Source organism: Pseudomonas sp. UMAB-08 (genome assembly GCF_900095225.1).
Taxonomy (GTDB): Bacteria; Pseudomonadota; Gammaproteobacteria; order Pseudomonadales; family Pseudomonadaceae; genus Aquipseudomonas.
In genome coordinates this window covers 90,695-103,403 of sequence record NZ_LT607425.1, presented here as the reverse complement: position 1 = coordinate 103,403, position 12,709 = coordinate 90,695, and the positions used below count along the sequence as shown (strand labels likewise).

Annotated in this window: 15 protein-coding genes; 7 read left to right on the top strand and 8 right to left on the bottom strand. The window is 58.4% G+C overall.

Annotated elements, in window-relative coordinates; translation table 11 throughout:
* Nucleotides 1-18: 18 nt before the first annotated feature.
* The 3 genes from K0F75_RS19050 to K0F75_RS19040 form a co-directional block, all read right to left on the bottom strand.
* Complete coding sequence (locus K0F75_RS19050; protein WP_219063514.1) at nt 19-639, bottom strand: SOS response-associated peptidase; 621 nt, start codon at nt 637-639, stop codon at nt 19-21.
* Between the two features lie 86 nt (nt 640-725).
* Nucleotides 726-986, bottom strand: a complete 261-nt coding sequence (locus K0F75_RS19045) for a putative signal transducing protein (protein WP_219063552.1) — start codon at nt 984-986, stop codon at nt 726-728.
* Complete coding sequence (locus K0F75_RS19040; RefSeq protein ID WP_219063513.1) at nt 986-1,168, bottom strand: CPXCG motif-containing cysteine-rich protein; 183 nt, start codon at nt 1,166-1,168, stop codon at nt 986-988. Before K0F75_RS19040 ends, K0F75_RS19045 begins: the two co-directional genes overlap by 1 nt.
* A gap of 120 nt (nt 1,169-1,288) precedes the next feature.
* On the opposite strand from K0F75_RS19040, the gene K0F75_RS19035 reads away from it, so the two are divergent.
* Together K0F75_RS19035 and K0F75_RS19030 are read left to right on the top strand one after the other, a co-directional pair.
* Complete coding sequence (locus K0F75_RS19035) at nt 1,289-2,452, top strand: 1-acyl-sn-glycerol-3-phosphate acyltransferase (protein ID WP_219063512.1); 1,164 nt, start codon at nt 1,289-1,291, stop codon at nt 2,450-2,452.
* 116 nt (nt 2,453-2,568) lie between these two features.
* On the top strand, nt 2,569-2,775 hold the full coding sequence (locus K0F75_RS19030; RefSeq protein WP_219063511.1) for a hypothetical protein: 207 nt from the start codon (nt 2,569-2,571) through the stop codon (nt 2,773-2,775).
* 106 nt (nt 2,776-2,881) lie between these two features.
* On the opposite strand, the gene K0F75_RS19025 is transcribed toward K0F75_RS19030, so the two are convergent.
* Complete coding sequence (locus tag K0F75_RS19025) at nt 2,882-3,466, bottom strand: YajG family lipoprotein (protein WP_219063510.1); 585 nt, start codon at nt 3,464-3,466, stop codon at nt 2,882-2,884.
* A gap of 191 nt (nt 3,467-3,657) precedes the next feature.
* Between K0F75_RS19025 and K0F75_RS19020 the strand changes: the two genes are divergently transcribed.
* Together K0F75_RS19020 and mqo are read left to right on the top strand one after the other, a co-directional pair.
* The gene (locus tag K0F75_RS19020; RefSeq protein WP_219063509.1) at nt 3,658-3,891 is read left to right on the top strand and encodes a hypothetical protein; all 234 of its coding nucleotides are present in this window, start codon (nt 3,658-3,660) and stop codon (nt 3,889-3,891) included.
* 724 nt (nt 3,892-4,615) lie between these two features.
* On the top strand, nt 4,616-6,124 hold the full coding sequence (gene mqo, locus K0F75_RS19015; protein ID WP_219063508.1) for a malate dehydrogenase (quinone): 1,509 nt from the start codon (nt 4,616-4,618) through the stop codon (nt 6,122-6,124).
* 73 nt (nt 6,125-6,197) lie between these two features.
* Here mqo and K0F75_RS19010 read toward each other — a convergent pair whose 3' ends face one another.
* Nucleotides 6,198-6,485 (bottom strand): PA4642 family protein, encoded by a 288-nt coding sequence (locus K0F75_RS19010; protein ID WP_219063507.1) that lies wholly within the window; start codon nt 6,483-6,485, stop codon nt 6,198-6,200.
* A gap of 66 nt (nt 6,486-6,551) precedes the next feature.
* Nucleotides 6,552-7,058, bottom strand: a complete 507-nt coding sequence (locus K0F75_RS19005; protein WP_219063506.1) for a hypothetical protein — start codon at nt 7,056-7,058, stop codon at nt 6,552-6,554.
* A gap of 176 nt (nt 7,059-7,234) precedes the next feature.
* On the opposite strand from K0F75_RS19005, the gene dauA reads away from it, so the two are divergent.
* The gene (dauA, locus tag K0F75_RS19000) at nt 7,235-8,962 is read left to right on the top strand and encodes a C4-dicarboxylic acid transporter DauA (protein ID WP_219063505.1); all 1,728 of its coding nucleotides are present in this window, start codon (nt 7,235-7,237) and stop codon (nt 8,960-8,962) included.
* A gap of 75 nt (nt 8,963-9,037) precedes the next feature.
* Here the strand turns inward: dauA and K0F75_RS18995 are convergent, their stop codons facing one another.
* The gene (locus tag K0F75_RS18995; RefSeq protein WP_219063504.1) at nt 9,038-9,511 is read right to left on the bottom strand and encodes a WbuC family cupin fold metalloprotein; all 474 of its coding nucleotides are present in this window, start codon (nt 9,509-9,511) and stop codon (nt 9,038-9,040) included.
* 2 nt (nt 9,512-9,513) lie between these two features.
* A complete protein-coding gene (locus K0F75_RS18990) occupies nt 9,514-10,071 on the bottom strand; it encodes a hypoxanthine-guanine phosphoribosyltransferase (protein ID WP_219063503.1) in 558 nt (185 codons plus the stop codon).
* 162 nt (nt 10,072-10,233) lie between these two features.
* Here K0F75_RS18990 and upp point away from each other — a divergent pair, with 162 nt between their 5' ends.
* Nucleotides 10,234-10,872, top strand: a complete 639-nt coding sequence (upp, locus tag K0F75_RS18985; protein ID WP_219063502.1) for a uracil phosphoribosyltransferase — start codon at nt 10,234-10,236, stop codon at nt 10,870-10,872.
* A complete protein-coding gene (locus K0F75_RS18980; protein ID WP_219063501.1) occupies nt 10,872-12,149 on the top strand; it encodes a uracil-xanthine permease family protein in 1,278 nt (425 codons plus the stop codon). The genes upp and K0F75_RS18980 overlap by 1 nt, the downstream gene beginning before the upstream one ends.
* The last annotated feature ends 560 nt before the right edge of the window (nt 12,150-12,709 follow it).

Here is a 12,709-nt window from a genome sequence, read left to right as displayed (position 1 = left end):
CTGCGAAGCGTCTTCAGCTCAAAGCGGCGTCAGGCATTCCGGCGCATTCAGTTTTGGATCGTTCACCAGGTTAGCCAATGCTCGCTCGCGCAGCGCCGCCTGGGGGCTGGCGAGCAGTGCTTGCAGGGTGGACGTTGGCGTATCAGCGGCCAGCCAGGCTTCCTGCCCGGCGGCATCAAGGATCAGCGGGCGCCGTTGACTGGCTGCCGCCTGCGTAACGACGGCGACACTCAGGTATGTGTGGCCTTCTACCGGATAAGCCTCCCAAATCGCGGCAAAAAACAGCGCAGAGCCCTCCCCCGGCGTTAGCCAGAACGGCCGCTTGCGCGTGGTGCCGCGCCATTCGTAAAAACCATTGGCCGGCAACAGGCAGCGGCGCAACCGGAAAGCCTCGCGAAACATCGGTTGTTCGGCCAGGGTTTCGGCGCGGGCGTGAGCAGGCGTTCGGGAAAGGTCGGTCAACCATGGCGGTGTCAGCCCCCAACGTGCCCGTGCCAGTTCGCGCTGGGCGTCCCCGCCGCGCATCATCAACACCGAGTCGCCCGGCGAGATGTTCCATTGCGCTTTTTGGTCAGCAGGGAAACCGGGTAAGGCCGCAAACGCGGGCGTCCAGCGAAACAGGGCATAGCGTCCACACATAAGGGCAACACACTCTCTTTTTTGAAAAACCCTTTTTCAGACGCAGGCTTTAAAAGTCGGCGGTTGAAAGCAGGGCCAAACGCACGTCAACACTCCAGTACGTCGGGAAAATTGTCGGGTTCATCACCCGACAGCGGCAGTGCCGCATTGTACTCGGCGATCAACAGCCGTGCCTGTTCGGCCTGATCATTGTCCACCGACAGCCCTAACAGGCCAAAAACCGGGAGTTCGCCCACGCCGCCGAGCAAATCACGACCCGTCAAATGAGCTTCGACGCCTTCACTGGCAAGCATGCCTTGCAGCAATTCGCCCTCCATCAAATTTTCCGGCTCGTAGACTCTTTGCATCATTCATTCTCGCTGCGCACGTCCAGGGTCCATTCTTCGCCGTCCGTCTGCAAATCGAACACAATCGGTCGACAACATACCGGGCAATCCTCGATATAGGACTGATCACCGCCGGATAAATCCAGCACGGCCTCAACTGACTCGCCACAGTAAGGGCAGTCGTAACGCTCTATTTCCTGCATCGAAGTCTCCGGAGTGAGTTATGCGTATAATCGCCGTCTATTTGAAGCATGGCTTGTGATCTGATCGCATTTTTCAGACCGGCCTGCCTTTACCCTAGCCGTTTCCAACAAGAGAGCATGATGGGCGAATTCGATGCCATCCGACCTTACAACGACGCCGAAGTCCCAGCCGTCATTGCACGCCTGCTCAGTGATAAGGCACTCCTCAAAACACTCACCCACTTTCGCTTCCCTCGCATGGCAGGCGCATTTGGCTGGATGCTGAAACCTCTAATCACACATCGACTACGTCGCGAGTTCGCCGAGGTCCACTCGGTGGCCTCGCTGCAGGACAAAGTCGAGGTTTACGTCGATCACACCATTGAGCGTGCTACCGACGGTGTGACCTACACCGGTGTCGAGCAGTTCAAGTCCGGCAGCGCCTATCTGTTCCTGGCCAACCACCGCGACATCGCAATGGATCCGGCCTTCGTCAACTATGCGGTGTATCACGCGGGCCTGCCAACGCCGCGCATCGCCATCGGTGACAACCTGCTGCAGAAGCCCTTCGTTAGCGACCTGATGCGCCTGAACAAGTGTTTCATCGTGCACCGTTCCATCACCGGGCGCCGGGAAAAGATGGCGGCGTACCTGCAACTGTCGGCCTATATCAATCATTCGATCCGCGAAGACTGCCAATCGATCTGGATCGCCCAGGCTGAAGGTCGTGCCAAAGATGGCGACGATCGCACCGAATCGGCCATTCTCAAGATGTTCCACATGAGCCGCAAGGACGAGCCATTCTCCGAGGTGATCAAGTCGTTGAACTTGACGCCGGTGTCGATCAGCTACGAATACGACCCATGCGATCACGCCAAGGCCCGCGAACTGTATATCCGCGCCACCACCGGCAGCTACACCAAGGCACCGGGCGAGGATGATGTCAGCATCGCGCTGGGCATCACGGGTTACAAAGGCCGGGTGCACGTGAATTTCGCTACGCCGATCAGCGGGGTGTTCGAAGACACCAAGCAATTGGCGATTGAGATGGACCGGCAGATTCTCGGTGGTTATCGCCTGTTTCCGGCGCATTACCTGGCGTACGCGCAATGGGAGGATGCCGATCCGACATTGGATGTACCCAGTGCCGCCGACGTATTTCCCGCTGACGAACTGGCCCGGGCCAAGGAAGAGTGGCAGCGCCGTCTGGAGAGCTGCCCTGTCGAACACCGTCCGTATCTGGTGTTGCAATACGCAATGCCTGTGCGCAATCAGTATCGGGTCAAGGCCGGACGAGCGCTTTAAACGTCTGACTCATAAAGATGGCGCCTCTTCGGGCGCCATTTTTTTTTGCCCCGGTCACCTAACCGTAACCTGAACCCGCCACTGTATTGCACCTCGACACCTAAAGAGACCTTGTCATGCTGCATGCACAGAATCAGGATCGGCTGTATCTGGTGACCCAGAGCGACGAGCAGGAAGCGCTGATCGACGCATTGTCATTCAATGTGCAAGACCGCCACTGGCTGGTTTACTGCGCGCTGGGAGGCCATCAGCACCACGACCTGCCAGACCTGGATCAGCAGACAGGCTTGAGTTTTCTGGATTTCTACTACGAAGCCGCATGACCGGCGACAGAGTGATGGGTGTCGCCAGACAGACCCAAAAAAACCGGTTTCTCGCTAAAGAAACCGGTTTTTTTGTTCACAGTTTGTTTGCAGCGAACAGACCGTATTACTGGCCCAGCACCCTGCCGATAGTTTGATCCTGGAACAGCCGGGTCAGGGCATCGCTGAGCACATCACTGACCAGCTTGGTATTGGTTTCCTGGTTCGGCGCCATGCCGAAGCGCTGGTCCAGCGAAGCGGCATAACGACCACTGTAGCTACGGCCATTGTTTTGCACGTCAGCGCGGAACGTCGAGCTGATGGTCGCTTCGGTCACGTACAGACCTTCTTTGGGCGACTGGTACTTCAGGTCCACCAAGGTCACCGTCAGCTGCGGCGCGTTGCCACCGTTGGTGGTTGGGGTAAAGCCCAGAAGACGTACAGCGGCTTCGGTCTGAGCTTGCAGTTTAGGCAGCAAGTCAGAACCCTGGACGCTGATGGCGCTGGTTTCCGGGTACAGACCACCACGGGTTCCCAGGGTTGGCGATGGGCGACCGTCGACGACGCGAACCACGACCGGCTGACCGTGACCCACCGCAGCGAGTTGGCTGGTGAGTTTGGGTTGCGGGCTAAGTTGTTGCGGGCTGTGGGCACAGCCGACCAGGGTCAAACTGCCAACAGCAAGCAAACCGAACAACAGGCGATGCAACATGCTCATCTCTCCAGGGGCCAGACACAATAGATGCAGCAGTATAGCGGTGCCAACGGCCCGCTCACTAGTTGAAAATAGGACCGGACATGACGGGGCACAGTTCCTTATGAAACGCCTTCGCCACGGGACTGTCACCGGGATGTCACGTCCTTCGGGCAATCTTCCCCTGCCCACTCAACAGGAGCCCCGTCATGGACTTTCTCTGGTCATTGTTCAGCTTGCGCCCTCAGCATCGTCACTACGCGCTGCTGGATAAATCAGGGCTGTGCCAGGCATTTCGGCATTGCGCCACGCCGCCGATCGGTTTTGGGTGGGTAGAAATCAACGAAGCCCGGCTCACTTGGCTGCACCAGCCCCTCCCCGCCAGCGCACGTGTCAGCCCGCACGCGGCACACCCCGGTGACCGCCATCTCCTGACGAACTGACTGACGCGCTAATAAAAGTCAGTTAATAAGATCAATTCCGCACGTTTCATCGCTATAATCTTCCCCCGATTATAAGGACGTCTCCTGATCGGGCCTCGCAGCATCGCTAATACCTTGTATTAGCTCCCCCGCACCGCCCACAGAGAGCCGCCCACACAGGTCGTTTGCAAGCGTCAGTGCTTGCTGGTCCGGTGTCGAATAGCTCGAATCGTTTCGAACCTTTCTCGCCCCCCAGCCTCTCACTCTTGCCTGCATCCGATCTGCCGGAACTGCCATTGCGTCGGTTCTTTTTTGAGGTTCACGTCTCCAAAAGAGCGTGAAAAAAACGGGTTTTCACTACTTCACAAGAGTGTGGCGAGCAAATGAATAGTTTTGCGTTTGTACATGCACCATTAATGTCTGACCCAGCCCCCTTAAACAGGACTGACTGCTGCGCAGCCTCCATGACTGGAGTCTGAAGCCTGTCCGCTACGGATTTGGTTGCACAACCGGATGCCTTGACGATAGTCGAATTGCTAACCGGGCCTGAAAATGAGTTCATACGAATTCAAAGCCCGATTGGTGGTGTCCGCTGAAGATGCAAAAAATTGCGAAGAATCGGACATGGCGATCCTGGCCATGAGTTACCAGGGGCACTTTCGGATACACGCCCCGCAAACACTTGGCAACTGACCTCAGGATCGTATGCCGTCAATTTGGTGCTGCAGATTTTGGAGACGCGTTAATGGCGCATAACGAAGCAGTCGATGTGGTATTGGTTGGGGCAGGCATCATGAGTGCCACCCTTGCAGTACTGCTCAAAGAGCTCGACCCCAGCCTTAAGCTGGAAGTCGTTGAGCTGATGGATTCTGGTGCCGCGGAGAGCTCAAACCCGTGGAACAACGCCGGTACCGGCCACGCCGGGCTATGTGAGCTGAACTACACGCCGCAAGCAGCCGACGGCTCCATCGACATCAAGAAAGCGGTGCACATCAACACCCAGTTCGAGGTATCGAAGGAATTCTGGTCCTACCTGGCCAAGAAAGGCACGTTCGGCTCCTCGAAGTCCTTTATCACCCCGGTTCCGCACCTGAGCTACGTCCAGGGTGAAGCAGGCGTCGCGTTCCTGAAGCACCGCTTTGAAGCCATGCACAAGCATCATGCTTTCGCGGCCATGGAATACACCGAAGACAAGGCCAAACTGGCCGAGTGGATGCCTTTGATGATGCCGGGGCGGCCTGCTGACGAGCCGATCGCCGCCACCCGCGTGATGCAAGGCACCGACGTCAACTTCGGCGCCCTGACCAATCAGTTGCTCAAGCACCTGTCCAGCACCCCGGATGCCCAGGTTAAATACTGCAAGCGCGTGACCGGTCTGAGCCGCAAGGGTCAGGGCTGGAGCGTGAGCATCAAGGACGTCAACACCGGCAATACCCGCGAAGTCGATGCCAAATTCGTGTTCCTTGGCGCAGGTGGCGCGGCGCTGCCGTTGCTGCAGATGTCAGGCATCGAAGAAAGCAAAGGTTTCGGTGGTTTCCCGGTCAGTGGTCAATGGCTGCGTTGCGACAACCCGGAAGTGGTCAAGCGCCACCAGGCCAAGGTCTACAGCCAGGCCGCCGTGGGCTCTCCACCGATGTCGGTGCCGCACCTCGACACCCGCGTCGTCGACGGCAAGACCTCTCTGTTGTTCGGGCCATACGCCGGTTTCACTACCAAGTTCCTCAAGCACGGTTCGTTCCTTGACCTGCCCCTGTCGGTTCGCGCCGCCAACATCGGGCCGATGCTGGCCGTGGCCCGCGACAACATGGACCTGACCAAGTACCTGGTCAGCGAAGTGATGCAGTCGATGGAGCAACGTCTTGCATCGCTGCGTCGCTTCTACCCTGAAGCCAAGGCTGAAGACTGGCGCCTGGAAGTGGCTGGTCAGCGCGTGCAGATCATCAAGAAAGACCCGAAGAAAGGCGGCGTCCTGCAATTCGGTACCGAACTGGTTTCGGCCAAGGACGGTTCTCTGGCTGCCCTGCTCGGCGCGTCCCCTGGTGCCTCGGTGACAGTGTCGATCATGCTGGATTTGATCGAACGCTGCTTCGCGGACAAGGCTCGCAACGAATGGGCCGCCAAGCTCAACGAAATTTTCCCTGCTCGGGAAAAGGCTCTGGAAACCGACGCGCAGCTGTATCAGCGCATCAACGCCCAGAACAATGAAAGCCTGGAGTTGGTAGAGAAGAGCAGCGAGACCAAAAGCTTCGCTTGAGGTAGCGCGCTTTCTCCACCGGCCATAAAAAAACGCCCTTCGGGGCGTTTTTTTATGGGCTGACGCGTCCGTCTCAGCCGCGAGCTTTTTCGATCAGCTCGATGTATTCATCGGCATGACGCTGGTCTGCAATAAGCGCGATGAAATCCTTTCCGTGCTCATCTTTGCCATCGAGGTCGTAACCGGCTTCGAGGAAGAACACCAGGAAACGCTCGAAATCATTGATCCGCAGGCCTCGATACGCCTTGATCAGCTTGTGCAGCGACGGTGAAGTTGCATCGACCGGTTCGAAGTCGAGAAACAATTTGATCTGCGCATCGCCGATCTCATCACCAATCAACTGCTTCTTATCTTTACGCATTGCTGACTCCAACTGACTTGCGGATATTTCACGGGCAGGCAGTTTACCCCTCGCCCACCGTAACGCTCAACGCGCGCGTACGGCCATGGTGTGCAGATCTGCCCAGACATGCCCATTGGCGTAGCTCAAAAACTGGCAATACACCTTCTCGTTGCGCAACAGGTCGAGCACAGCCCGGTACTCAGTCATGGGGTAATACAGGGTCAAGGTGCGGGTATGGTCATCGAAGGTAGGCTTTTTCAGGCTTTTACTTTCACCGTCGAAGTGAATCAGCACCTCGGATACGGTGGCGCCTTTATTCATTGGCTTGCCTTTCAAACGCAGTAAAACCGGAAAGGTCACCGGTATCGGCTGCTGATTGGACTGGCGCTGACTGCCAATTACCACCGAGTATTCGGTGATTTGCAGCAATTGTTGCTGCTCGGGTTGACCCTCGCGCACCGCCAGATCATCCGGCGGCAAATAGTGCGCGTGCATGGGTGTAGAGGTGCCAGGGCCCTGGCTTGGCGCGGCAGCCAGCGGCAGGCTGAGCAAAAGGATCAAGGCTGCTGCACTACGGATTACTAAGGTCATATTGACGCCTCAAAAAGCTGGAGAGCACTCTAGCATGAGGCTCGATGATTCGGATCAAGGCGCACGGCGCGTACCGAGTTCATACTTGAATGGGCCTGTCTGAAACCATTAGCGGCTGCACGAATAAAAATAATGAATCAATCGAGCGGACCTGTGCGCTCACTGTTGGAGTTGCCATGTCTTTCTCTCTTCCGCCCGTTTTTTCTGCCTGGCGCCAAACCTGGCGTGCCGGGTACTCATGGATCGCCTTGCGCGGCGACCTCAGCGCCGGCTTGACGGTAGGGGTCATCGCCATTCCTCTGGCAATGGCCTTGGCCATCGCAGTGGGCGTCGCCCCCCAATATGGGCTGTATACCGTGCTGGTGGCCGCCCCGTTGATCGCCTTGACGGGCGGCTCGCGGTTCAACGTCAGCGGGCCGACCGCCGCCTTCGTGGTGATCTTGCTGCCCATCACCCAGCAGTACGGACTCGGTGGCCTGTTGCTGTGCACGATGCTCGCCGGGGTAATCCTGATCGCCTTGGGCCTGATCCGCGCAGGTCGGCTGATTCAGTACATTCCCTACCCCGTCACCCTGGGCTTTACCGCCGGGATCGGGATTGTGATCGCGACCTTGCAGCTCAAGGACTTGCTCGGCCTGAGCCTCATCAGCCAACCGCAGCACTATGTCGAGCAAGTAGGCGTATTGATCCAGTCGCTGCCCAGCGCTCATTTGGGCGATGCGGTGGTAGGTGCGGTGTGCCTGGCAGTGCTGATTGTCTGGCCACGCTGGGTGCCGAAAGTCCCGGGGCATCTGGTTGCGCTGGCGGTAGGCGCGCTACTGGGATTGCTGATGGAGGCCGCGGGCTGGTCAGTCGCAACCCTGGGTGAACGCTTCAGCTATAGCGTCGACGGCATCCGTCATGCCGGCATCCCGCCGTTCCTGCCGACCTTCACCTGGCCGTGGAACCTGCCCGCCGCCGATGGGCAATCGCTGACCCTGTCCTATGATTTGATCCGCCAACTGATGGCCCCGGCGTTCGCTATCGCGATGCTTGGCGCTATGGAGTCACTGCTATGCGCGGTGGTCGGCGATGGCATGACAGGCAGTAAACATGACCCCAATGCCGAGCTGATCGGCCAAGGCCTGGGCAATCTGGTTGGGCCGTTGTTCGGCGGGATCACCGCCACGGCAGCCATCGCCCGCAGTGCGGCAAACATCCGCGCCGGTGCGTTTTCGCCCCTGGCGGCGATCATTCACAGCGCCGTGGTGCTGATCTCGATTGTCCTGTTGGCGCCGCTGTTCAGCTACCTGCCCATGGCGGCAATGGCAGCTTTGCTGGTGATGGTGGCCTGGAACATGGCCGAAGCCCGTCACGTTATCCACACCCTGCGCATAGCGCCACGTAGCGATGTATGGGTACTGCTGACCTGTTTGAGCCTGACGGTGCTGTTCGACATGGTGCTGGCGGTCGGCGTCGGGCTGCTCATGGCGGCAGGGCTGTTTATCAAGCGCATGAGCGACCTGACCGACACCGCCGAACTGCCGCGCAGCTACCACCAAGCGTTGCACGACATGCCCGACCAGGTGCAGAGCTACGCGATTCGCGGGCCGTTGTTCTTCGGCGCAGCGGAAAAAGCCCTCAGCGTGCTGCGTAAGTTCAGCTCGGGGGTCAAGGTCGTGGTGGTGGACATGAGCGCGGTGCCCATGCTCGATATGACCGCACTGGCAGCACTGGACAGCGTGTTGGTTGAATACCGCAGTGCAGGGGTCGGCCTGATCCTGGTTGGGACCACGCCGAGGGTGCGCTTGAAATTACGCCGGGCCGGCGTGCATCGGCTTGAAGGGCAACTGACTTACGTGCGCGACCTGCACCAGGCACGAGAAAAAGCGTTGCGCTGGCTGGGTCAGGATGACGCGCGATAGATGTTTTGAGTGCGTGCAAGCCCCCCTTCTCAGGCAAGCCTACGAAGGGGGCGACGCGGGGTCTTGCTGCTGCCGCTACTCGAACTGCGCACGCATCCAGGCATGATATTCAGCCACTCCCGCCTCGCCTTCGCGCGGTGCCCAGTGGGCGAACTCAACTTCGCTAAGTGGGTGATAGGGACCGGCTTTACATTCGAACATCAGGGTGTCCGGCGCCAGCACGACCAGGCCGTGAAAAACGCCCGGAGGCAAATCCACACCGAGGCAATCGCCGCCTGCCTGCATCAGCCGCTTGCTCAGCAATTGGCCGTCCTCATCGAACACCAACAGGCCCAGCGCGCCCTTGAGCACCAACAGGCATTCAGCCTTGTCGGCACTCAGGTGGCGATGTGGCGCGATGTAAGTACCTGGCTGCATACCCACCGCCAAGCGGTGACACGGCTCTTCCATCTGATGGAAATTGTGGTGCTGCCGGCCACGCGGACTGGCCGCCGCTTTCTCGGCAAGATCGGCAAACAGCGACTGGTCGAGAAAACGAGGTGCGCTCATCATTACATCCCTTTAACCGCATAGATGCCGGCAGCGTTACGCCAGTAGCCTTTGTAATCCATGCCGTAACCGAAGATGTAGCGGTCGATGCACGGCAGGCCGACGAAATCGGCTTTCAGGTCAGCACGCGCCTTGCGGTCGTGATCCTTGTCGATCAATACGGCGGTGTGCACAGCGCGCGCACCCGCGTGCTTGCAGAAATCCACGATCGCGCCAAGGGTATGACCTTCGTCGAGGATGTCATCAATGATCAACACATCGCGGTCCATGAACGAGACTTCCGGCTTGGCTTTCCAGAACAGGTCGCCGCCAGTGGTTTCGTTGCGATAGCGGGTGGCGTGCAGGTAAGACGCTTCCAGCGGGAAGTTCAGATGGGTCAACAACTTGCCCGAAAAAATCAGGCCGCCGTTCATCACGCAGAACACCACGGGATTGCTGTCGGCCAGTTGGGCATTGATCTGTGCACCGACACGGGCGATAGCCACTTCGACTTCAGCTTCGGTATAAAGGCAGTCAGCCTCGCGCATGATTTGACGGATATGCTCGAGATCAGCAGACATAGCGCTCTCCAAGGGGTGCGGTGGAATAAAAACCGGCAAAGGTACGCATCCGTTTCGGTCAGAGCAAGCATTTCTGGACTAACGTTCCGGATGTCTTAGGACAGTAACGGTTGAATAGATTAATCTAGGCCGTTTTTTTGCCCCACGCCGGAGCCTTTCCTTATGCCTATCCGTGAGATCCGCCATCCGCTGATCCGCCACAAACTCGGCCTTATGCGCCGGGCTGACATTAGCACGAAGAACTTCCGCGAGCTTGCTCAGGAAGTCGGTGCGCTACTCACCTACGAGGCGACCAAAGACCTGCCGCTGGAAAACTACGAAATCCAGGGGTGGGCCGGCACTGTGCAGGTCGAGAAAATCGCGGGCAAGAAAATCACGGTGGTACCGATCCTGCGCGCCGGCATCGGCATGCTCGACGGTGTACTCAGCCTGATTCCGGGCGCCAAGGTCAGCGCCGTGGGCCTGGCCCGCAACGAAGAAACCCTGCAAGCGCATACCTATCTGGAAAAGCTGGTCCCGGAAATCAACGAGCGTCTGGCGATGATCATCGACCCGATGCTGGCCACCGGCAGCTCCATGATCGCCGCCATCGACCTGCTGAAAAAAGCCGGCTGCAAGGAAATCCGCGCCATGGTCCTGGTTGCCGCGCCAGAGGGCATCGCTGCCGTGGATAAAGCGCACCCTGACGTGATGATCTACACCGCGTCCATCGATCAATGCCTGAACGAACACGGCTACATCATTCCGGGCCTGGGCGATGCCGGCGACAAAATATTCGGCACCAAGCAGAAGGACGCCTGATGAAGCCGGATGAGTTCAACGATCCACTCTGGCGTACGGTTCTGTCGGGGGCTCAAATGCTGTTTGTGGCCTTCGGCGCATTGGTCTTGATGCCACTGATCACCGGGCTCGATCCTAACGTCGCATTGTTCACCGCCGGGCTTGGCACACTGCTGTTCCAGATCGTGACCCGACGTCAGGTGCCCGTATTCCTGGCATCGAGCTTCGCCTTCATCACCCCGATCATTCTCGCCAAGGGTCAGTTCGGCCTGGCAGCGACCATGGGCGGCGTGATGGCGGCAGGCTTCGTTTACACGTTCCTGGGCCTGGCAGTGAAGGTCAAAGGCACCGGTTTTATCGACCGTTTGTTACCGCCAGTGGTGATCGGCCCAGTGATCATCTCGATTGGTCTGGCCATGGCGCCGATTGCCGCGAACATGGCCATGGGCAAAGGCGGTGACGGCGCGGAACTGATCCCTTATCGCATCGCGATGTTGATCTCGATGCCGGCCCTGCTGACCACCGTGATCGTCGCTGTGTTCGGCAAAGGGATTTTTCGTCTGGTGCCGATTATCTCAGGGGTCCTGGTCGGCTTTGCTCTGGCGTTCTATTTCGGCGTGGTCGATACCGCGAAAATTGCCGCCGCCCCTTGGTTGGCACTTCCCCATTTCACCGCACCGGAGTTCAACTGGCAGGCGATTCTGTTCATCGTTCCAGTTGCCCTGGCACCGGCCATCGAGCATATCGGCGGGGTAATTGCGGTCGGCAGCGTGACCGGGCGCGATTACCTGAAAGCGCCAGGTCTGCATCGCACCCTGCTCGGTGATGGTATTGCGACAACAGCGGCCGGCCTGTTTGGCGGACCACCGAACACCACCTACGCCGAAGTCACGGGCGCGGTGATGCTGACCAAGAACTACAACCCGAAGATCATGACCTGGGCGGCGATATTCGCCATCAGCCTGGCTTTCATCGGCAAGTTCGGTGCGTTGCTGCAAAGCATCCCGATTCCGGTGATGGGCGGGATTCTCTGCCTGCTGTTCGGCTCAATCGCGGCGGTGGGGATGAACACCCTGATCCGGCACAAAGTCGACCTCGCCGAAGCGCGCAATCTGGTGATTGTGTCGGTGACGCTGGTGTTTGGTATCGGCGGGGTATTGATCGGTACAGGCTCCGGCCCTGACGACTTCGGCCTCAAGGGCATTGCCCTGTGTGCCGTGGTCGCGATTGCGCTGAACCTGTTGCTGCCAGGCAATGACAGCTGGAAGCACAAGAAGAAGCTGGAGGAGATGCTTTAGTTTTTCGCTTCGTCCCCGCAAGGGACTGCGCAAGGCACACTCTTTGTGCAGGTTATGTGGGAGTGAATTCATTCGCGAATGGGCTGCTACGGTAATTCTGCTGCTCCGCGTTAAGCCTTTCGCGAATGAGTCCGCGCCTATCAAACAGATTTTTATTATTTAATAAAATGCGTTGGCGCTTTGTCTTGGGTGTATATCCGGCATGTGTGGTTGCTGGAATTATGGTTTCGCTTTTACAGCGAGGAACCTTTTTCAAACGCCAAAAAGGTCCCGCCAAAACGCTTTGCCCCTCCATACGGATCCTCGCTTAGGCGAGGATTTCCCTCGCTCCAGCGTTGCTCCGGGGTCGCCGCAAGGGGCCGTCCCTGGCCCCGTGCGGCTTACTCGGCATCCTTGCCTCGTTACCCCCTGCGCAACGCCTGCGCTCGGCCTTCTGGTAAAGGGGCCTTGCCGTAATTCGATAGTCAATTCACACAAAATCCAAAAGGCAGATCAAAACCCTGTAGGAGCAGGCTTGCCTGCGAAGAGGCCCATCGTGTAACGAAGAGCGTCATGACTTG